Genomic DNA, 21996 nt, shown 5'->3' with positions numbered 1-21996 from the left:
TCACCTCCGGGTCGCCGTGCGCTGGACCCACAGATTGATGAGGACGGCGCCGAGCAGCATCACGCCGAGGAAGGCCTTGAACCAGTCGGGGTTCCAGCCGGCGTAGACGATGCCCTGCTGCACCATGCCGAACATGAAGGCGCCGAAGACCGGTCCGATCGCCGAGCCGTAGCCGCCGGTCAGCAGACAGCCGCCGATGACCGCCGCGGCGATGTAGATGAGCTCCTGGCCCACGCCCTCGCCGGACTGCACGGTGTTGAAGGAGAACAGGTTGTGCATGCCGACGAACCAGGCGCCGAAGCCGACCAGCATGAACAGGGAGATCTTGGTGAAGGTGACGGGGACGCCGACCGCGCGGGCGCTCTCCTTGTTGCCGCCGACCGCGAAGATCCAGTTGCCGTACTTGGTGCGCAGCAGGACCCAGGTGGCCAGCGCGGCGAAGACGAGCCACCAGATCACGGTGATCTTCACCTGGACGCCGCCGACCTCGAAGCTGGAGGCGAAGAGCGCCTTGGCCTGGTCGAAGCCGTCCATGTCGCTGATGCTGTCGGTGGCGACGTTGCCGGTGACGAGTTTGGTCACGGCGAGGTTGACGCCCTGGAGGATCAGGAAGGTGCCCAGGGTGACCAGGAAGCTCGGCAGTCCGGTCTTCACCAGCATCCAGCCGTTGAAGAAGCCGATGGCGAGGGACACCACGAGGGCGACGACGACGCCCATCCACACGTTCAGGGTGAGCTGGTAGCTCAGCATGCTCGCGGTGAGCGCCGAGGTGACGACGGCGACGCCGGCGGAGAGGTCGAACTCGCCGCCGATCATCAGCAGCGCCACGGGCAGCGCCATGATCCCGATGGTCGACGACTGGTACAGGATGTTGGCCATCGAGCTGCCGTCGCGCACCGGCGGCGCGGTGAACAGGAAGAAGACCAGGACCGCGACCGCGCCGAGGAACACGCCGACCTCGGGCCGGGCGAGCAGCCGCAGCGCCAGCGGGCGCCGCGCGGTGCGTCCGTCCTTCTGCTTCTCTGGGCCGGGGGCCGGCGGCGTGGTCGCCGCCGGCTCAGCCTGTTGGGCCATGCTCATCACCGGGTGCCCTTCGCGGCGTACTGGGAGACCGCCTCGACGTTGGACTTGTCGACGAACGCCGGACCGGTCAGGACGGGCTGCTCGCCGCCGCCGCTGTAGTTGCCGTTGTTCTTGTAGAGCCACAGGCCGTCGACGGCCAGGTAGCCCTGGAGGTAGGGCTGCTGGTCGACCGCGAACTGGATGTCGCCGTCCTGGATGGCGCCGGTCAGCTCCTTGTTGAGGTCGAACGTGGCGACCTTCGCCTTGCTGCCGGCCTCCTCGACGGACTGCACCGCGGTCGGCGCGAAGGGCGCGCCGAGGGTGACGACGTAGTCGATGGAGGAGTCCTGCTTCAGCTTGGCGGTGATGGTCGACTTCACCGACGGCATGTCGGTGCCGTTGACGTTGAGGACCTGCGTCTTGCCCTCGAAGGTCTTCTCCAGGCCGGCGCAGCGCTGGGTGAGGCCGATGTTGCCCTGCTCCTGGACGACGCAGACCGCGTTCTTCGCGCCGACCTCGTTGAGCTTCTTGCCGAACGCCTCGCCCGCGACGGTCTCGTCCTGCCCGAAGAACTCCAGCAGCCCGAGGTCCTTCCAGTCGCTCAGTCCGGAGTTCAGGCCGACGACCGGGATGCCGGCCGCGGTGGCCTTCGCTATGACGCCCTTGAGTGCGTCCGGCTTGGCGAGGGTGACCGCGATGCCGTCGACCTTCTGGTCGATGGCGTTCTGCACCAGGTTGGCCTGGTTGCCGGCGTTCGGGTCGGCCGAGTAGATCAGCTTGACGTTGTCCTTGTCGGCGGCGGTCTGCGCGCCCTTGCGCACGATGTCCCAGAAGGTGTCGCCGGGTGCCTGGTGGGTGACCAGGGCGACCGTCATCTGCGGCGTCGAGGCCTTGCCGGCCGAGGCGTCCGCTCCGCCTTCCTCGGACTTCTTGCCGCCACTGCTGCTCGAGCAGCCGGCGAGGGCCAGGGCGGCCGCCGCCGCGGCCGCGACGAAGGGGGCGACTCTGCGGGAGCGGGGGTGGGAAGAGCGGTCCATCAGTCCTGCACCTCACTGTGCTTCACGGGGAAAAGGGGGCGAGGAGTCCGAGAGTCCGGTGCCCGGAACCTCGGGAGTCCGGGGTGTGTGCCATCACACACGGCGGTTGTGCTGGGACGCGATCCAATCCCCGAGAACCGCCTGCTGTCAATACTTTGTTAAGACATCATTTCACGCGCTCGTCCGAATGTAAGTACAAACTATTGACACCGCCGCCCCTCGAGACCTACACCTGGGAGGCGGCAGGTCCCCGGAAGCACGTCCCCACCGTGGCAGGGCGTCCTGGGCCCCGCATCCCCAGCAGCTCGAGGAGCGTCGCTCAATGGCCGACACACCACAGTATTTCGACCTGGTGACCATGGGTCGCATCGGGGTCGATCTTTATCCCCTGCAGACCGGGGTGCCGTTGTCGCAGGTGGAGACGTTCGGGAAGTTTCTGGGCGGCTCCGCCGCCAATGTCGCGGTCGCCGCGGCGCGGCTCGGCCGTTCCACCGCGGTGATCACCCGCACCGGCGACGACCCCTTCGGCACGTATCTGCACCAGGCGCTGAAGGACTTCGGCGTGGACGACCGCTGGGTGACCCCGGTGGCCGCGTACCCGACGCCCGTCACCTTCTGCGAGATCTTCCCGCCGGACGACTTCCCCCTCTACTTCTACCGCCGCCCCAAGGCCCCCGACCTGGAGATCCACCCGCACGAGCTGGACCTGCCGGCGATCCGCGCGGCCGGCATCTTCTGGATCACCGGCACCGGTCTGAGCGAGGAGCCCAGCCGCACGGCCACGCTCGCCGCCCTGGAGGCGCGCGCCAAGGCCGGCACCACCGTGTTCGACCTGGACTGGCGTCCCATGTTCTGGAAGGACCCGGACCAGGCGCGCCCGTACTACCGCGAGGCGCTCGGCCACGCGACGGTCGCGGTCGGCAACCTCGACGAGTGCGAGGTCGCCACCGGGGTGCGCGAGCCCAAGGCGTGCGCGGAGGCGCTGCTGGCGGCAGGCGTGGAGCTGGCCGTGGTCAAGCAGGGTCCCCGGGGTGTGCTGGCCGTGCACCGGGACGGCACCAGGGCGGAGGTGCCCCCGGTGCCGGTCGAGGTGGTCAACGGCCTCGGCGCCGGCGACGCCTTCGGCGGTTCGCTCTGCCACGGTCTGCTCTCCGGCTGGGACCTGGAGCGGACCATGCGTCACGCCAACGCGGCCGGCGCCCTCGTCGCCTCGCGCCTCGCCTGCTCGTCCGCCATGCCGACCGCGCCGGAGGTCGCCGGCCTCCTCACGCGGGACGCGGCAGGCCGGCCGGCCCAGTCCTGAACGGAGCCCTTCCTTGAAACTCAGCATCCCCGAGCTCACCACGGTCCGCGCCCGGCATCCCGAGGCCGTCGCCGAGGCGGCGGCCCGCCGGGCCCGCCGTCCGCTGATCGGCGACAGCGGCCGGCTGATGATCGTGGCCGCCGACCACCCCGCCCGGGGCGCGCTCGGCATAGGAGACCGCCGTCTGGCCATGGCGGACCGGGCGGACCTGCTGGAACGCCTGTGCGTCGCGCTGTCCCGGCCGGGCGTGGACGGGGTGCTGGCCACCGCCGACATCCTGGAGGACCTGCTCCTGCTGGGCGCGCTGGAGAACAAGGTCGTCATGGGGTCCATGAACCGCGGCGGCCTCGCCGGGGCGTCCTTCGAGATGGACGACCGCTTCACCGGACACAGGGCCGAGGACATCGAGCGGCTCGGCTTCGACGCGGGCAAGCTGCTGGTCCGCATCGACTACGACGACCCCGGCTCGCTCGCCACCCTGGAGGCCTCCGCCCGTGCCGTCGACGCGATGGCCGCGCGCCGGCTGCCGGTGTTCGTGGAGCCGTTCATCTCCCGCCGGGTGGACGGCAAAGTGCGCAACGACCTGTCCGCCGAGGCCGTCACCCGCTCCGTCGCCATCGCCTCCGGGCTCGGCGGCACCTCCGCCTACAGCTGGCTGAAGCTGCCGGTCACCGAGGACGTCGACGACATGGAGGCGGTGCTGCGCACCTCGACGCTGCCGGTGGTGCTGCTCGGCGGCGAGGTCGGCGACCAGGAGGCGGCCTACGAGCGCTGGGGCAAGGCGCTGCGGCTGCCCACCGTGCAGGGCATGGTCGTCGGCCGCTCGCTGCTCTACCCGGCCGAGGGCAGCGTGGAGACGGCGGTGGACACGGCCGTCGGCCTGTTGTGACCAGCCCGTACGACGACGTACGCAGACGGAGGCACCCATGACCCATCACCTTCCCGCGGGCAAGGCCGTCGCCGGCCCGTACGCCGTGGACGTGAGCCCGGACAGCGCCGGCTGGGGGTACTCCTCCCTGCGGGTGCTGCGGCTGGAGCCGGGCGGCTCGCACAGCTTCGACACCGGGGACAGCGAGTGGATCGTGCTGCCGCTGAGCGGCGCGTGCACGGTCGCCGCGGACGACGACCACGGCCACGAGGAGTTCCCGCTCACCGGCCGGACGAGCGTGTTCCACGGCGTGACCGACTTCGCCTACGTCCCGCGCGACGCCCGGGTCACCGTGTCCTCGGAGGAGGGCGGCCGGTTCGCGCTGACCGGCGCCCGCTGCACCCGGCGGCTCCCGGCCCGCTACGGGCCCGCGTCGGACGTGCCGGTGGAGCTGCGCGGCACCGGCACCTGCTCCCGCCAGGTCAACAACTTCGGCGCGGCCGGCGTCTTCGAGTGCGACAAGCTGATCGCGGTCGAGGTGCTCACCCCGGGCGGCAACTGGTCGTCGTTCCCGCCGCACAAGCACGACGAGCACCGGCCGGGCGAGGAGTCGGTGCTGGAGGAGATCTACTACTTCGAGTTCGCCGCCCACGACGGCACGCCGGGCCTCGGCTACCAGCGGGTCTCCCCGTCCGGCCCGGGCCGCGACACGGACGTGCTGGCCGAGGTGCGCGACGGCGACGTCGTCCTCATCCCGGACGGCTGGCACGGCCCGTCGATGGCGGTGCCGGGCCACCACATGTACTACCTCAACGTCATGGCGGGACCCGAGGCCGAGCGCGCCTGGCTGATCTGCGACCACCCCGGCCACGCCTGGATCCGCGACACCTGGCCCGAGCAGCCCGTCGACCCCCGACTCCCCCTCTACACCGCACCGGAGAGGTCCGCATGAGCGCCACCACCCGCCGACTGACCACCGCCCAGGCCCTGGTGCGGTTCCTGTCCGCGCAGTACACCGAGCGGGACGGCGTGCGCCGCCGGCTGATCGCGGGCACCTGGGGCATCTTCGGCCACGGCAACGTCGCCGGTCTCGGGCAGGCGCTGGTGGAGTACCGGGACGCCATGCCGTACCACCAGGGCCGCAACGAGCAGTCGATGGTGCACGCGGCCGTCGGCTACGCCCGCCAGCTGAACCGCCTCTCGGCGCAGGCGGTGACGACGTCCATCGGCCCCGGCGCGACCAACCTGGTCACCGGCGCCGCCCTCGCCACGATCAACCGGCTGCCGGTGCTGCTGCTGCCCGGCGACTACTTCGCCTCCCGCGCCGCCGACCCGCTGCTCCAGCAGCTGGAGCATCCCGTCGAGGCCGACGTGTCGGTCAACGACACGCTCCGCCCGGTGTCCCGCTACTTCGACCGGATCACCCGCCCCGAGGCGCTGATCGCGTCCGCGCTGAACGCGATGCGGGTGCTCGCCGACCCGGCCGAGACCGGCGCCGTCACCCTCGCGCTGCCGCAGGACGTGCAGGCGGAGGCGTACGACTGGCCGGAGGAGTTCTTCGCCGAGCGGGTGTGGACGGTACGGCGGCCCGCCCCGGACCCGGTGGAGCTGGACGCGGCCGTGGCGGCCGTACGGGCGGCGCGCCGGCCGCTGATCGTCGCGGGCGGCGGGGTGCACCACAGCGAGGCCGAGGAGGCACTGCGGGCGCTGGTGGACGCCACCGGCATCCCGGTCGCCTCCACCCAGGCCGGCAAGGGCTCCCTGCGCCACGACCACCCCGCCGACCTGGGCGGCATCGGCCACACCGGCACCGCGGTGAGCGACGCGCTGGCCCGCGACGCCGACGTGGTGATCGGCGTCGGCACCCGCTACACCGACTTCACCACCGCCTCCGGCACGCTGTTCCGGAACCCTGACGTGACGTTCGTGAACCTGAACATCACCGGCTTCGACGCCCACAAGCTCGCCGCGCGCCCCCTGGTCTGCGACGCGCGCACCGGCCTGCAGCGGCTCACGGAGGCGCTCGCCGGGTACCGGGTGGACGCGTCGTACGAGGCGGAGTACCGGGAGGGCAAGGAGCGCTGGGACGCGGTCGTCGAGGCGGCCCTGCGCGCCGACGACGACACCGCCGTACCGACCCAGACGCAGGTGCTGGGCGCGCTGGACGCGGTGGTCGGCGAGGACGACGTGGTGATCAACGCGGCCGGCTCGCTCCCCGGCGACCTGCACAAGCTGTGGCGCGCCCGCAGCCCCCGCCAGTACCACCTGGAGTACGGCTACTCCTGCATGGGCTACGAGATCCCCGCCTCGCTCGGCGTCCAGCAGGCCGCGCCCGGCACGCCCGTCTGGGCGCTCGTCGGCGACGGCACGTACCTGATGATGCCCACGGAGATCGTCACGGCCGTCCAGGAGGGCCTGCCGGTCAACGTCGTGCTGGTCCAGAACCACGGCTACGCCTCCATCGGCGGTCTGTCGGAGGAGACCGGCGGCGAGCGCTACGGCACCGCCTACCGGTACCGCGCGGACGACGGCTCCTTCACGGGCGCCCCGCTCCCGGTGGACCTCGCGGCGAACGCGGCCAGCCTCGGCATGGACGTACTGCGCGCCAAGACGGTGCGGGAACTGCGCGCCGCCCTCGCCGAGGCGCGCGCCTCGGACCGTCCGACCTGCGTGTACGTCGAGACCGACCCGGCGCCGACCGCTCCCCCGGCCGAGGCGTGGTGGGACGTGCCGGTGGCGGAGGTCGCCACCCGCGAGGCCGCGGTGCGGGCCCGCGAACGGTACGACGCCCAGGTCTCCGGGCGCCGCCGCCACCTGTGAACCCGTCCCCGCGCTCCGACCGGGAGCCCCGACAGGAAGGCACGTCCATGGCGAGGACCGGTGACCCCGCACGCGCCGCGGCCGGACCGGCGACGCACAGCCTGGACTTCGCCCTGGACCGGGGCAGCCCGGTGCCGCTGTACTACCAGCTCGCCCAGCAGCTGGAGGCGGCGATCTCGGGCGGGGCGCTCGCGCCCGGCGACCTGCTGGGCAACGAGGTGGACCTCTCGGTGCGCCTCGGCCTGTCCCGGCCGACCGTCCGCCAGGCCATCCAGTCCCTGGTCGACAAGGGGCTGCTGGTCCGGCGGCGCGGGGTGGGCACGCAGGTCGTGCACAGCCAGGTGCGCCGCTCCCTGGAGCTGACCAGCCTCTACGACGACCTGGAGGCGGCCGGGCAGGCGCCGACCACGGAGGTCGTCCGCAACGAGACCGTCCCGGCGCCGCCCGGCGTGGCCGCCGCCCTGGGCCTGCCCGAGGGCGCCGAGGTGATCCTCCTGGAGCGGCTGCGGCGCACCCACGGCCTCCCGGTCGCCCTGCTGAGCAACTGCCTCCCGGCAGGACTGCTCGACCTGGACGCCGACCGCCTGGAGGCGACCGGCCTGTACCGGATGATGCGCGCGGCCGGCATCACCCTGCACAGTGCCCGCCAGAGGGTCGGCGCCCGCTCGGCGACGGCCGAGGAGGCGTCCCGCCTCGACGAGAAGGAGGGCGCGGCCCTGCTCACCATGCAGCGCACGGCGTACGACGACACGGGCCGGGCGGTGGAGTACGGCAGCCACATCTACCGCGCCTCGCGGTACTCCTTCGATTTCCAGCTGCTGGTCAGACCCTGAACCGGAAGGCGTTCCCGCGCGTCCTGAAGATCAGCACCGATCACCGCGACGCTTGAAGGGGACGCCCGAGTGGACATCGTGAAACCGCGCCCGGCCCGGGGGCGGGTGCCGGCAGCCCTGGCCGTCCTGACGGCGGGGCTGTCGGCGTTCCACCGTGCGGTGCCGAACACGCCGGGCCGGGTGGGGAGCCTGCTGGAGTCGTTCCTGCCCTGGTTCGGCCTGGCGGCGGTCCTCCTGTTCCTGTACGGCGTGTGGCGCCGTACTCCGGTGGTTCTGGTGGCCGCGCTGCTGCCGGTGGCGGTGTGGACGCACGTCTTCGGCGCCCTGCTCCTCCCCGCGGACGCGCCCGGGCCACGCGATCTGGTCGTGGTGCAGCACAACGTCTCCGACGACAACCCCGACCCGGAGGACACGGCCCGCGCCCTCGCCGGCACGGGCGCGGACCTGATCGCGCTGGAGGAGCTGGTCCCGGACGCGCTGCCCGCGTACGAGCGGGTCCTCGCCGCGCGCTATCCGCACCACGTGGTGCGGGGCACGGTCGGACTCTGGTCGCGGCACCCGCTGAGCGGCGCGCGGACGGTGGACATCAAACCGGCCGACCTGGACGAGCCGTGGAGCCGGGGCCTGCGCGCGGTGGCCGCGACACCGCACGGCGAGGTGGCGGTGTATGTGGCGCACCTGCCGTCGGTGCGGATCGTGCCGCGCGGGATGACGTCGCGGGGGCGCGACGAGAGCGCGGTACGGCTCGGGCGGGAAGTGGAGGCGGAGCCGCTGGACCGGGTGATCCTGGCGGGCGACCTGAACGGCACGGTCGACGACCGGGGTCTTGGCCCGCTGACGTCCCGGCTGGAGGTACCCCGGCGCGGATTCGCGTTCAGCTTCCCGGCGGGCCTGCCGCTGGTACGGATCGACCAGGTGATGGCCCGCGCGGCGACCGTGAGCGGGATCGAGACGCTGCCCGCCACCGGCAGCGACCATCTGCCGGTGGCGGCCCGCGTCACTCTGCGCTGACCCCGGCGAACGGGCCCTCCAGCGCGGCCCGGCGGAGCGGCATGACGGTCTTCGCGTCGTTGATCCCGTCGGTGCGGATCATGCACAGCGCCCGGCGGAAGGGCAGCTCGAGGGTGGCCTCGGGGTGACCGTCCTCGTGGTCCGGCAGGCCGCCGGGGGGCTCGATCAGCATGCTGTCGGGTGGCCGTCGACATGCACCGAGAAGCGGAATCCGGGGTATCGATGCCGGAGGTCATCGGCGGGCCCCCGCGAGGGAGAACGCGTACCGGGGGGCGGATACGAAGGAGGCACGCCCGCCTCTCCGTCCGTGCCCCTCCGGGATCACGCGGAAGGTGATCCGGACGGTTCGGGCGCCGGCGCGGGCAGGGACGCGGAGCAGGTCGCCCGGCCGAACCCACCGCTCGCCGTGGCGCTCTGCACGTGCCGCCCGCGCACGGCGACGGCACAACGTGCCTGGCCGCCCTGCTCGCCCAAAGTGATCCGGATGACGGGACTCTGGCCGCGGGGCACCGCGACCGTCTTCTTCCAGGGCAGTCGGGCTCCGGAGACGGTCTCCGCCGTGCCCTGCTCACTCGCACCCTGGTAGCTCAGGTCGGCGGTGCCCTCTCCGGTGACCTCGTACGTCACCGGTTCGGTGGGCACTCCGGGCTCGGCCTTGTCCTCGCCGCCGCCGCGCAGGACGCCGAAGAGCACGAGGGCGAGACACAGCCCGAGGACACCGGCGATCGCGAGCAGCGCGGGGAGCTCGGGGCGGGGTCTCCGCGTGCCGACCGGGGGCGTCCCGCCGTCTTCGTCACCCCTGGTACGCGCCGTCCCGGGCACCTCCGGGCCGGCACCCGTGCCGCCGGCGGTGGACGGGGTGTGTCCCGGCCCACGGGTCCCGCTGCTCATCCCGACTCCCCTCGGCCACGGGCCCGTTCGGACCCGGCCTGATCCAAAAGGCGTGGGAAGACCCTTGTCAAGAGGTGCCGGCCACGCCGTCGGGGTTGGCCTGAACTCGTCGCGTCGCCGTGCGGGAGAGCTCCCGACGGACAAGGGGACACCACAGCTCAGACGCCAACTGCCGCTTTTATCAGGCGAGTTGCCCCAATGGTCCGTGCAGTTGACATGAACGGGGTGATTTGCGTTAGGACTCTCGGCTGCCGACTGCCGTCCGGCAGCCGGTCCTTGGTCCCTCCGAAGGGAAACCGATGCACAGACCACGGGCCGCAAGGCTCCTGGCCTCGAGTGCGGCGCTGGCGGTCCTCGCGACCGTCGCGCCGGCGACACCGGCGTTCGCCGCGCCACCCGACACGGGTCGACTCGTCAATGGCCTCCGCGACTTCCTGACCCAGCGGGACACCGAACCGCCCACCCCGCCGGACCTGCCGGACACCGACGTCCCGGCCGACGACCGTCTGGCCGCGGCAAGGGAGGCTCCCGCGGCCAAGCGCGTCAAGGAGCTCACGGATCGGCGGACTCCGTACTCTCGCCACTGGCGGATGTCGGACGGGCGGGTCCGGTCCGAGGTCTCGGCCCTGGCCACCGCCTACCAGACGGGCAAGGGCGAGGACTCCGAGTGGAAGCCGATCGACACGGCGGTCACCGACACCGACCGCCAGGGCTTCGAGAAGGCGAACACCACCAACCTCGCCCGCACCTACTTCGGATCACGCCCCGGTGAGCTGGTCCGCTTCGAGCTCGACGAGGGCCACTGGGTCGCCATCGGCCTCAAGGACGCGGGTGCCGCGAAGCTGACGCCGGCGGTCGACGGCAACAAGGTCACCTACCAGGACGCCCTGGGCCAGGGGATCGATCTCTCCTACACGGTCGGCAACGGCAGCGTGAAGGAAGACATCGTCCTCAACCAGCGTCCGAAGGGCGCCCCCTCCTTCGATTTCACGCTCACCACGGGCGGCCTGACCGCGAAGGCGGAGAAGAACGGCACCATCTCGCTGTACGGCGAGAACTCCCCCGTCGGAGCCCCCGCGCTGGTGATCCCCGCGCCGTTCATGACGGACGCGAAGAAGGACACCGGCTCCCCGTACGGCACCACCGGCACCGACGCCGTCCGCCAGGTGCTGTCCGGCAAGGAGGGCTCGTACGGCATCAGTCTGAAGCCGGACGCCAAGTGGCTCGCGGCGCCGGAGCGCCAGTACCCGGTGACGGTCGACCCGACCGTCACGATCGCGCCGACTCCGACACAGTCCGCGGACGCGATGATCTCCTCGGACGACCCCGGCGCCAACTACGCGGACCTCTGGCGCCTTTCGGTCGGCAACACCAGCACCGGCACGTCGCGCGCGCTGCTGAGGTTCGGGCTGTCCGGCATACCCGCCGGCACGCGGCTGGATTCGGCCGAACTGAAGCTGTACTACGACCAGACCCACACCACCGGTGCCACCGAGGTCCAGCTGGAGGCGCACCGGGCCACCACGGCCTGGACCGAGACGGGTGCGACCTGGAACAGCGCCAAGGACATCACCGGGGAGCTGTCCGGCACGTCGGTCCTCGTCGACGACGGCGACTCCGGTACCACAGCCGCTCAGGGCGCCTGGCCCACGTCCGGAAACACCGCGTACACGCAGTACGCGATCGGTCAGGACTACCGGTACAACAAGGACGCCACGGCAGGTGACACGTACACCTGGCAGCCGAGCCTCCCGGAGGACGGCGAGTACCAGGTCGACGTGCACTACGTCCCGGCCTCCGACCGCGCCACCGACGCTCCCTACACGGTGACGCACGACGGCGGCAGCACGACGTACCGGGTCGACCAGCGGGCGGGCACCGAGGGCGTCTGGAAGCCGCTGGGCAAGCACCCGTTCAAGGCCGGCACCACCGGCCGGGTCGTGCTCGGCGACGGTCCCGCCTCGACCTCCACGACCGTCCTCGCGGACGCCGTGCGCTTCACCAAGGGCGGTGTCGTCACCAAGCAGCCGCAGGCGGTCAACACCTGGCATTCCTTCCCGGTGACCAGGACCGTTCAGCAGTGGCTCGACGGCACGTACGACAACCACGGCTTCGTGGTGAAGGCCGCCGACGAGTCCGCGAGCGCCCCCAAGGGCGGCCCGCGCTACGAGGCCGCCGAATACGCCTACAAGGGCGAGGTCGCCAACTACCCGAAGCTGGTTCTCACCTGGGGCGACCAGGGCGTCGACGTCAGCCCGCCGAAGGTCGTCCACTCCACCGGCGCCGAGCTGACCTGGCCCGCGTACACCGACCCGTCGACCGCGCCGGGTGACGACATCGTCGAGTACCAGGTCCACCGCAGCGTCTTCCAGCACTTCACGCCGTCCTCGCAGACCCTGGTCTCCCCGGTCGCCAAGGACACCCGCGCCTACACGGACACCTCGGCCAGGCCCACCCCGGCCGACTCCGCCGAGGAGTTCGGCGACGCGTACTACTACATGGTCGCGGTGAAGACCGCGAACGGGCGGATCCTCCCGTCCGCCACGGAGCTGGTGCGTCTGCCCAAGGCCGGACGCACCACGGTGGTGCTGCAGTCCGGGCAGAGCGACACCACGCTCTCCTCGGCGGAGCCGGACACCGGCCACGACACGCTCACCGACGCGGGCGTCGACAACCCGTGGCTGTCGGTGGGCAACAACTCGGCCACGTACGGCACCACCCGTGCCGCGCTGAAGTTCCCCGGCATCAGCGAGATCCCGGCCGATGCCCGGGTCCTCGAGGCGCAGCTGAACATGTGGGGCTTCCAGACCACGACCGACTCCAGCGGCGCGGTCTACGAGGTTCGTGGCCTGACGCGTGACTTCGACGAGGCGACCGCGTCCTGGACCAAGGCGGACACGGACACGCCGTGGACGACGGCCGGCGGTGACATGGACGCCGCCGTCTCCGACACCGTCGGCACCGTCACCAACGACCCGGCACGGCAGTCGTGGTACATCACCTCACTCGCCCAGAGCTGGATCTCGGACCCCTCCGCCAACCACGGCGTGGCGGTCAGGCTGCGCGACGAGTCGACGACCGGCCCGCGAGAGCGGACGCTTTTCCTCTCCTCCGAGGCGGAGGAAGCGCAGTTGCGCCCACAACTGGTCGTCACGTACCTGACGAAGACGACGGAGGCGACGTACCACGCCCCGTACACGCCGTCCCGGATGATCCCCGGCGACGAGTACACCGTCGACGTCACCCTCACCAACACCACCACCGGCATCTGGGCGGCGGGAAGCCACGCGCTCTCCTACACCTGGTCGCTCCCGGACGGCACCGACGCCACCACCGGCGGCAACCAATTGGAGACCGCGCTGCCGGACGAGGTCCTGCCCGGCGACTCGGTCACCGTGCCGGCCAGGCTGAAGGCCCCGATCAACTCGGACTCCGGCAACAAGCGCCTGGACTACGTGCTGAAGTGGGACCTGAGGAACACCACCACCGGCACATGGCTGTCCGACAGCGACGGCATCGCCCCGCTGGCGCAGAACGTCCGCACGGAGGACCCGACCTCCAACCAGCTCGGCCTGGAGAAGTTCTACTCCTACGCGGGCAAGAACACGGGAGCGGGCTCGTCGCTGATGACGAACCTGTACGCCGGCAACAGCGTCTGGCAGTACAACGCGTTCTCCAACCCCGGCCGCGGAATCACCACCTTCGCCCGGTTCGCATACAACTCCCAGGACACCTCCGACACGGTCCTCGGCCACGGCTGGTCGGCCCAGACCGCGATGCCGCTGCGCCTGGGCGCCGCGCTGGACTTCCACCCCAACCCGAACCCGACCGAGGTCACCCTCCCCGACGGTGACGGCACCGCCCACGTCTTCCGCAAGCAGGAGGACGGGACCTGGCTGGCACCGGCGGGCGTGCACTACCTGCTGCGCCAGGGCACCGGCACGGACTGCACCCCCAACAAGGACGGCGACCCGAAGGCCTGGTCGCTGACGCGCCCCGACCGGACCCAGTTCTTCTTCGACTGCGACGGCTACCTGACGTCGATCGTCGACAAGAACGGCAACACGCAGACGTACACGTACGCCGAGCGGAGGTCGAACAACAAGCCGGTCAAGTTCCTCACCTACATCGAGGACCCGGCCGCGCGTCGGTCGCTCACGGTCGAGTACTACACGAAGGCCGACACCAACAGACCGAAGATCATCGACCACGTCAAGTCGATGACCGACATCTCCGGGCGGAAGATCACCTTCAGTTACTCCGACCAGGGACTGCTCACCAGCCTCACCGACGGTGCGGGCAGCGCGCAGCCCAAGGTGTTCCGCTTCACGTACGACATGGAGCAGGGCAACAAGAACGCCAAGCTGGTCGCCGTCACCGATCCGCGCTCCAACTCGACCTCACTGGACTACTACTACCCCAGCGAGGGCGACGACCCGAAGTTCCACTGGTACACCCAGACCATCACCGACCGCCTGGGGCACGACACCGGGTACGCGTACACCGACCCGGACGGCACCGCGGGCTCCTTCATCCGCACCCGGGTGACCGACGCCGAGGGCAACGCCACCGTCCAGTCGCTCGACGGTTACGGCCGTCCCCAGACCATCACCAACGCCAAGTCGGAGACGACGAAGCTGGGCTGGGACACGGACAACAACGTCACGCGTCTGGAGGAGGCCAACGGGGCCGTCTCCACCTGGTCGTACGACCCCAGGACGGGTTACCCGCTGGAGGAGAAGGACGCCGAGGCCAACAAGAACGGCACCGAGGGACGGACGTTCACCTATGCCTCCGGGCTGAACGGCCACATAGCCGATCTGTTCGAGAAGACGTCCCCGGAGGGCCGCACCTATCGGTTCGGCTACGACACCAAGGGCAACCTGACCTCGGTCACCGACCCCAAGGGTGTCGCCGGCTCCGGTACCGAGGGGGACTACACCAGCCGCACCGAGTACGACGAGCACGGCCAGGTCACCAAGGAGACCGACGCCAACGGCCACGACACCGAGTACAAGGACTACGACCCGGTCGGCTACCCGGAGACCATCCTCGACGCCCTCGACAACCCCTCGCGGTTCGAGTACGACGTCCGGGGCAACGTCACCAAGGTCGTCAACGCGAAGAACGCCGAGGTCACCCAGACCTACGACGTCCTCGGCCGGCCCCTGGAGAAGAAAGAGCCGGTCAAGCAGGAGCAGGGCCGGTTCATCGTCACGCCGGCTCCGGAGTACGACGCCAACGACAACATCACCAAGGTCTACGCGCCCAACGGCTCCGTGACGACCTCGGTCTACGACAAGGCGGACCAGGTCGTCGAATCCGTCCTTCCGCGGGACGAGGCAACCGATCCGGAACGCAGGACGACGACCACCTACGACAAAGTCGGCAATGTGCTGACCGAGACGGCACCGCAGGGCAACCTGACGGCCGCCGCCGGTGACCACACCACGACGACCCGGCACGACGCGATCTACCAGGCCGTCGAGATGGTGGACGCCGAGGGCAACAAGGCCACGGTCGAGTACGACGACGTCGGAAACATGGTCGAGGTCGTCGACGCGCGCAAGAACGCGACCGCCGACCCGGACGACTACACCACCAGGTACGAGTACGACCTCAACCACCGCGTGACCAGGACCGTCGACGCCCTGGGGTGGGCGACGTCCGTCCGTTACGACAAGGACGGCCTGCAGGTCTCGCAGACGGACGCGGAGGGCAACGAGTCGCTCGCCACGTACGACGAGCGGGGCGCCCTGACGGAGTCGAAGGTCCCGGTGAGTGAGAACTCCTCCGGTGACATCACGTACCGCACCACCCGGTACGAGTACGACGAGGTCGGCAACCGGACGAAGACGATCACGCCCCGGGGTGTCGCCACGCTGGACGACGCCACCGACTTCACGGCCGAGACCGTCTACGACGAGCTGAACCGGGTCAAGGAGGAGCGGTCACCGTTCGACCAGGACGACAGCCGCTACGCGTCGCCCGACTCGACCTTCTACTTCTACGACGAGGTCGGCAACCTCAGTTCGGTCTCCGCACCACCGTCGGACGGCCAGTCGGTCCGCAACGTCACCAAGTACACCTACTTCGACAACGGGTGGGCGGAGACCACCACCGACCCCTGGGACATCACCACCTCCTACGACTACAACGAGCTCGGCCAGCAGACGAAGAACGTCCTCAGCTCCGCGGGCGGTTCCCAGAAGCGCACCATGCTCTGGGAGTTCTATCCGTCCGGCAACGAGAAGGCACGCTCGGACGACGGCGTCCCGGTCGGCCGGCACGTGGTCCTGGTGGACAGCTCGGACTTCAACAACACCGCGCTCCAGGACAACTGGTCGCGGGCACAGGCCGAGGAACAGTACGGCTACGACACCTACTACCACGCGGCCGGCGACGGCACCGCGTCGTTCTCCTGGCAGCTCAACATCCCGCAGGACGGCACGTACGAGGTCTTCGTACGGCATCCCAGGATGACCGGTGCGGCCACCGACGCGAAGTTCAAGGTCGACCACGACGGCGGCAGCGTCACCAGGACGATCGACCAGACGCAGCGCGCCGGTGAGTGGATCTCGCTCGGTTCCCACGCGTTCGTGGAGGACGGCCCGCAGAAGGTCACCCTCACCGACGCGGCGAACGGCACCGTCCTCGCGGACTCGGTGAAGCTGGTCCGCTCCCACGCGAACGACACGGACGACGAGCAGAAGTCCTTCAGCTACACGTACAACGCGAACGGCAACAAGGTCGAGGTCAGGGACCTCTCCCCGGGCGCGAAGATCGACACGTACAAGATCGCGTACGACGGTCTCGACCAGATCACCAAGGTCGAGGAAGTGCTCGCCGGCGCAGTGAAGAACACCACCTCGCTGACCTACGACGAGAACGGCAACCCGCTCACCTCGACGCACGACCTGACCTGGTCGGAAATCGAGTACGACGAGCGCGACCTGGTCAGCAAGGTGACCAACGCCGATTCTCCCACCGCGGGCAACCAGCAGATCAGCACGATGACCTACACCGGGCGCGGTCAGCTGCTGAAGCAGACCAAGCCCAACGGCAACACGCTCGACATGCGGTACCACCTCGACGGCTCGGTCAAGCAGTCGCTCGAGAAGACGTCCGGCGGCGCCGTGGTGGCGCAGCACGACCTGGAGTATTCCCTCAACGGGCACCGCTCCAAGGACACGCTGAAGCTGATGAACGCCGACGACAACACGGCGTACATCAACAACACGTACGCCTTCACCTACGACCCGCAGGACCGTCTCACCAAGGTCGACAAGACCGGTGACGACCCGTCCACCGAGTCGTACCGGTACGACCGCAACAGCAACATCGTCGAGGAGACCGTCAACGGCACCACGACCACCCAGAGGTACGACCGCAACCGACTGCTCTCCGCGTCGTCCGGCGGGGTCACGTCGACCTACAACTACGACCCGCTCGGACGGCTCGACACCGTCAGCACGGCCGGCCAGACCGTCGAGAAGCACTACTACGACGGCTTCGACCGGACGGTGAGGACACGGTCGGGCAGCGGCGGGTCCGCGGTGACCACGACGTACGTCTTCGACCCGTTCGACCGGACGGTCTCCCAGACCACCTCCGGTACCGCGGGCAGGACCACGGCGTTCACCTACCTGGGTCTGGACGGCACGCTGCTGCGCGAGACGGTCGACGGCAAGACCGACAAGGACTACCAGTACCTCGCCGGCGGCCAGCGGGCCACGCAGATCAAGCACAAGGACGGTGGCGTCAAGGAGTACTCGCAGTACGTCACCAGCCCGCGTGGCGACGTCGAGGCGATCACGAAGGACGACGGCCGGACCCGCTCCACGTACGGTTACACGGCCTACGGGTCCGACGACACGTCCCAGATGACCGGTGAGGACAAGCCGGGTGCGGAGGGCGAGCAGAAGGACGACTACAACTCCTTCCGCTTCAACTCCTCGCGCTGGGACAGCGCGTCGGGCACGTACGACATGGGCTTCCGCAACTACGACCCGGGCCTGAACCGCTTCCTCACCCGGGACTCCTACGGCGGCGCCCTGAACGACATGGCGTTGGCCACCGACCCGTTCACCGGCAACCGCTACGCGTTCGCGGGCGGCAACCCGATCACCTTCGTCGAGATCGACGGCCACCTGTTCGGGATGTCGCTCTCGGACCTGGGCCACGCGGCCCTGGACGTCGTGGGCCTGGTCCCGGTGGTCGGTGAGGTCGCCGACGTCGCCAACGGCATCTGGTACGCCGCCGAGGGCAACTACGCCGACGCGGCCCTCTCCCTCACCTCGGCCATCCCGCTGGCTGGTTACGGCGCCACGGCGGTCAAGGCCGGCAAGTACGCGAAGAAGGGTATCGACGCCGCCGACAGCGCGAACGACGCGCGCAAGGCCGCGAACACGGCGGACACCGCCAACGACGCGCGAAAGACCACGAGCAAGACCGACTCCGGGAAGAACTCGGGTGGCAACTGCCCCGTCAAGCAGCCGGCACCGCAGAGCTTCGTGGCCGGGACCCAGGTGGTCATGGCTGACGGAACCCTGCGCGCCATCGAGGACCTGGAACTCGGCGACCTGGTGCTCGCCACGGACGTGGAGACCGGTGAGAGCGCCGCGCGCCTCGTCACCGACACCCGTGACCACAGGGGTGACAAGCACCTCGTCACCCTGACCGTCGACCCGGACGGCGAGGACGGCGAGGCGAAGCCCGGCAAGGTCACCTCCACGGACGCGCACCTCTACTGGCTGCCCGACTATGGCAGGTGGGTCCCCGCCAAGGACCTCGCGCCCGGCATGTGGCTCCAGACGTCCGCGGGCACCTGGGTCCAGCTCACCGCGGTCGACACCGCCCACCGTACGGACCGCGTCTACAACCTCACGGTCGAAGGCGTCCACTCCTACTACGTCTCGCTCGGGTCGGTCGACCTCCTCGTCCACAACCAGTGCGGTACGAAGGTCAAGTACGGTGACGACGACCTCAGCAAGAAGGCCATCGAGTACCGCAAGAAGAACGGGTACGTCAAGGGCGGCCGGAACGTCGCCGTGATCGAGTACAAGATCGGCGACAAGGTCGATCACGTCATCGCCATCAGCAAGGGCGGCAAGAAGAAGAACGGTGCCGGGCACGCCGAGCAGCGCGCCTGGCAGGAACTCCAGCAGAAGCACCCGGGCATCCAGCCGGACCAGGTGAGCCGGGTCTACACCGAACTCGCCCCCTGCGACTACAACGGATGCGACAACTGGCTCAGGAGTACCTTCGGGGGCAACAAGGTATCGTGGAGCATCGATTACCCGCACGGCCAGGGGCCTGCGTCCAAGGCCGGCCGAAGCGCCGGAATCAACGAGCTCAAGCGCATGCTGACGCAGATCCGGCGAGGAAAGCTGTGAGCGACGGAGCGTCACGAAAGGGACTTCTCGTGGGGTACACACCTCGGTGGCTGACGGCATCGTCGTGGGAGGAGGACGGCATCCTGGAGCTGGACGCCGATGCGCTCTCCGGCTCGGACAGTTGGCCTGAGGCCGTGCGCGAAGCACTCGGCACGGCCCAGCGGTACGGGCTGCCGCGGGAGGCCGCCATGTTCTACCCGAGTACGCACGGTGCTCCCTTCACCGTCGTCTCCGATCCGTCCGGTAACCGGTACTGGAGGCTGGGCCAGCACGATGCCCAGCTGAATCCCGGATACCACGTCCCCGAGTACGTGCTCGACAGCGACGGGAGGGTGCTGCTGCTGGACCCGTCGCTGCCGAAGCCCCGGTTCGTGAACTCGTCCCTGATCGCGTTCCTCGACGCCCTCGCCGCCTGGGACCACCGGTGCGAGCACGTCGACGACTTCGACGACCTCGAGTCCGAGGACGACGAGGACGAGGACGAGGACGACGAGGACGCGATGGATCCCTCGGAGGCGGCACGGATCGCCTTCGGACTGGAGATCAGGGACCGGCTTCGTGAGCTCGACCCGCCGGCGTTCGAGATGGACACCTGGTGGGACCGGGTCTACGAGGAGGTGGAACTCGACGCCATCTGACGGGCGCCGCCGAGTGAGAAGGGGCCCTGCCCGGAGAGGATCCGGGCAGGGCCCCTGTCCGTTCAGCACGTCGTCCGGGGAGGGACGGACTTCCGGAAACGACCGAGGGCCCTGTCCCACGTGATGTGGACAAGGCCCTGATCCGGGCTCCGAGCCCTCACTGCACCGTCGGGACGACAGGATTTGAACCTGCGACCCCTTGACCCCCAGTCAAGTGCGCTACCAAGCTGCGCCACGTCCCGGTGCGGTCACATGCGGTGAACCGCGCGATCACGCGAAGAGTACTTTACCCCACCCCCCGGGCCGCGTCGAAGCGGGCCCGGACTTGGGACAATCGGCGTATGGGCAGCATGGACAGCACGTCCGCCGGCCGGACAGCCGCCGCGCGGGACCGGGACGAGGAGGGGCGGGCGCGCAACGCACGGCCCCGGGACGGGCTCGGGCGGCCCCTGCCGTACGGCGAGGAGGGCGTGCCCCGGCAGCCGGAAGGGGTGGTGCGGCGGCCGGAGGAGAGCGTCTCCGAGGCGCAGCGGCTGCTGGACGAGGGCAAGCCGTTCCACGCGCACGAGGTGTTCGAGGACGCCTGGAAGTCGGGGCCCGACGAGGAGCGGGAGCTGTGGCGGGGGCTGGCCCAGATGGCGGTGGGGCTGACGCACGCGGCGCGCGGGAACGTGACCGGCGGGGCGCGGCTGCTGCGGCGCGGGGCGGTCGCGGCCGAGGAGTGGGCGGCGGGCGGTGAGGTCCGGCCGCACGGGATCGACCTGCCGTCGGTGATCGCGTGGGCGCGGAAGCTGGCGGCGGAGGTGGAGCGCGGGGAGGGCGTGCCGGTGGACGCGGGCGCGCGGGCGCCCCGGCTGCGGGGCGCCGCCTGACGACCTGGGTGCGGGGCGGCCGGGGGCGTGCGGCAGACTCGGGGCCGTGCGGACTCTTCATGTGATCGGTATCGGCGCGGGCGACCCCGACCAGCTCACCCTGCAGGCGGTCAAAGCCATGCGGGACACGGACGTGTTCTTCCTGCTCGACAAGGGCGAGGCGAAGGCGGACCTGACGCGGCTGCGCCGGGACATGCTGGAGACGCATCTGGCGGACCGGACGTACCGCGTCGTCGAGGCGCGTGACCCGGAGCGGGACCGGTCGGCGGGCGGCTCGGCGTACTCCCCCGCCGTCGGCGACTGGCGCAGCGCCCGCGCGGACATCTACGAGCGGATGATCGCGGAGGAGCTGGGCGAGGACGGGACGGGCGCGTTCCTCGTGTGGGGCGACCCGGCGCTGTACGACAGCACGCTGGGCATCCTCGAGGAGGTGCGGGAGCGGGGCACGGTCGCCTTCGACTACGACGTGGTGCCGGGTATCAGCAGCGTCTCCGCCCTCGTCGCCCGGCACCGTACGGGCCTCAACCGGGTGGCGCGCCCGGTGCAGATCACCACGGGACGGCGGCTCGCGGAGGAGGGCTTCCCGGAGGGCGTGGACGACGTGGTGGTGATGCTGGACGCGCATCAGCGTTTCCGTGCCTTCGCTTGTGAGGACGTGGACATCTACTGGGGCGCGTACATCGGCACCCCGGACGAGATCCTGGTCTCCGGCCCGGTCGCGGAGGCCGCCCCGCGCATCGAGCGGGTGCGGGCGGAGGCGCGGGAGCGGAAGGGCTGGATCATGGACACGTACCTGCTGCGCCGGGCGCCTGGCGAGCGGTGACGCCTGTCCGGCGGAGCAGGTCGAAGGGCGCGGAAGTCCCGCTGTGCGGCGGGCGCGGGTCAGCGGGGTCCGGTGCGTCCAGGCGCAAGGCGACCGGCAGCAACGCCGCCAGAGCCCTACGCCGGTTCGGGGCGATGAGGCAGGACGCGCAGGACACCGCGTCTTCGACTCCGTGCGCTGAACACGCGGCCAGGTCCGCGTAGCTAGGGTCTGTCCGGCGGATCATGCCGAGGACGCGGGGTCCGGCACGCCCTCCCCCCACTGCCCTGAACGGGCGTGGGGGTGCCCCCAGCGGCGTTGTCGTAGGTCGCCGACTCCCTCGCGCTCGGCTTCGCTCGCGCGGGAGGGACCCCATCGCGCCGACTTGCTCCTCCGCCTTGCGGCTGGACGCACCAGACCCCGCTCACCTGGGTTGCAAGGCGCCGCGCCTTTCCCCCGGCCTG

Annotated in this window: 14 protein-coding genes and 1 tRNA gene; 10 read left to right on the top strand and 5 right to left on the bottom strand. The window is 70.4% G+C overall.

Annotated elements, in window-relative coordinates; genetic code table 11:
• Both ACQY0Z_RS27680 and ACQY0Z_RS27675 read right to left on the bottom strand, forming a co-directional pair.
• Nucleotides 1-1080, bottom strand: a complete 1080-nt coding sequence (locus tag ACQY0Z_RS27680) for an ABC transporter permease (protein ID WP_189905605.1) — start codon at nt 1078-1080, stop codon at nt 1-3.
• The gene (locus tag ACQY0Z_RS27675; protein WP_189905603.1) at nt 1080-2099 is read right to left on the bottom strand and encodes a sugar ABC transporter substrate-binding protein; all 1020 of its coding nucleotides are present in this window, start codon (nt 2097-2099) and stop codon (nt 1080-1082) included. Before ACQY0Z_RS27675 ends, ACQY0Z_RS27680 begins: the two co-directional genes overlap by 1 nt.
• A gap of 322 nt (nt 2100-2421) precedes the next feature.
• Here ACQY0Z_RS27675 and iolC point away from each other — a divergent pair, with 322 nt between their 5' ends.
• The 6 genes from iolC (at nt 2422) to ACQY0Z_RS27645 (ending at nt 8934) form a co-directional block, all read left to right on the top strand.
• Complete coding sequence (iolC, locus tag ACQY0Z_RS27670) at nt 2422-3402, top strand: 5-dehydro-2-deoxygluconokinase (RefSeq protein WP_439812986.1); 981 nt, start codon at nt 2422-2424, stop codon at nt 3400-3402.
• Nucleotides 3403-3415: 13 nt separating this feature from the next.
• Nucleotides 3416-4291, top strand: a complete 876-nt coding sequence (locus tag ACQY0Z_RS27665; protein WP_189905599.1) for a Cgl0159 family (beta/alpha)8-fold protein — start codon at nt 3416-3418, stop codon at nt 4289-4291.
• Between the two features lie 37 nt (nt 4292-4328).
• The gene (iolB, locus tag ACQY0Z_RS27660) at nt 4329-5222 is read left to right on the top strand and encodes a 5-deoxy-glucuronate isomerase (RefSeq protein ID WP_189905597.1); all 894 of its coding nucleotides are present in this window, start codon (nt 4329-4331) and stop codon (nt 5220-5222) included.
• On the top strand, nt 5219-7090 hold the full coding sequence (iolD, locus tag ACQY0Z_RS27655) for a 3D-(3,5/4)-trihydroxycyclohexane-1,2-dione acylhydrolase (decyclizing) (RefSeq protein ID WP_189905595.1): 1872 nt from the start codon (nt 5219-5221) through the stop codon (nt 7088-7090). Before iolB ends, iolD begins: the two co-directional genes overlap by 4 nt.
• A 47-nt stretch (nt 7091-7137) precedes the next feature.
• A complete protein-coding gene (locus tag ACQY0Z_RS27650; protein ID WP_347226133.1) occupies nt 7138-7923 on the top strand; it encodes a GntR family transcriptional regulator in 786 nt (261 codons plus the stop codon).
• A gap of 69 nt (nt 7924-7992) precedes the next feature.
• The gene (locus ACQY0Z_RS27645; RefSeq protein ID WP_439812985.1) at nt 7993-8934 is read left to right on the top strand and encodes an endonuclease/exonuclease/phosphatase family protein; all 942 of its coding nucleotides are present in this window, start codon (nt 7993-7995) and stop codon (nt 8932-8934) included.
• Here the strand turns inward: ACQY0Z_RS27645 and ACQY0Z_RS27640 are convergent.
• Together ACQY0Z_RS27640 and ACQY0Z_RS27635 are read right to left on the bottom strand one after the other, a co-directional pair.
• Nucleotides 8921-9106 carry a hypothetical protein gene (locus ACQY0Z_RS27640; RefSeq protein WP_381726591.1) on the bottom strand — a complete coding sequence of 62 codons (186 nt, stop codon included), beginning with the start codon at nt 9104-9106 and terminating at the stop codon, nt 8921-8923. The genes ACQY0Z_RS27645 and ACQY0Z_RS27640 overlap by 14 nt on opposite strands.
• A gap of 149 nt (nt 9107-9255) precedes the next feature.
• Nucleotides 9256-9825, bottom strand: a complete 570-nt coding sequence (locus ACQY0Z_RS27635) for a hypothetical protein (protein ID WP_347226134.1) — start codon at nt 9823-9825, stop codon at nt 9256-9258.
• Between the two features lie 299 nt (nt 9826-10124).
• Here ACQY0Z_RS27635 and ACQY0Z_RS27630 point away from each other — a divergent pair, with 299 nt between their 5' ends.
• Nucleotides 10125-19220, top strand: coding sequence for a golvesin C-terminal-like domain-containing protein (locus ACQY0Z_RS27630; protein ID WP_439812984.1), 9096 nt, complete (start codon nt 10125-10127; stop codon nt 19218-19220).
• A 29-nt stretch (nt 19221-19249) separates the two neighbouring features.
• A complete protein-coding gene (locus ACQY0Z_RS27625; protein WP_254586195.1) occupies nt 19250-19858 on the top strand; it encodes an SUKH-4 family immunity protein in 609 nt (202 codons plus the stop codon).
• A 168-nt stretch (nt 19859-20026) separates the two neighbouring features.
• Here the strand turns inward: ACQY0Z_RS27625 and ACQY0Z_RS27620 are convergent.
• Nucleotides 20027-20100 (bottom strand) — tRNA-Pro (locus tag ACQY0Z_RS27620).
• A 99-nt stretch (nt 20101-20199) separates the two neighbouring features.
• Here ACQY0Z_RS27620 and ACQY0Z_RS27615 point away from each other — a divergent pair.
• Together ACQY0Z_RS27615 and cobF are read left to right on the top strand one after the other, a co-directional pair.
• Complete coding sequence (locus ACQY0Z_RS27615) at nt 20200-20730, top strand: DUF309 domain-containing protein (protein ID WP_439812983.1); 531 nt, start codon at nt 20200-20202, stop codon at nt 20728-20730.
• A 46-nt stretch (nt 20731-20776) separates the two neighbouring features.
• Nucleotides 20777-21553, top strand: coding sequence for a precorrin-6A synthase (deacetylating) (cobF, locus tag ACQY0Z_RS27610; protein ID WP_347226138.1), 777 nt, complete (start codon nt 20777-20779; stop codon nt 21551-21553).
• Nucleotides 21554-21996 lie beyond the last annotated feature (443 nt).

It is taken from the genome of Streptomyces sp. P9-2 (genome assembly GCF_051903975.1).
GTDB classification, from domain to species: domain Bacteria; phylum Actinomycetota; class Actinomycetes; order Streptomycetales; family Streptomycetaceae; genus Streptomyces; species Streptomyces cellulosae.
The sequence above is the reverse complement of the archived record's forward strand: the minus strand, read 5'-3'. Positions and strand labels throughout refer to the sequence as shown.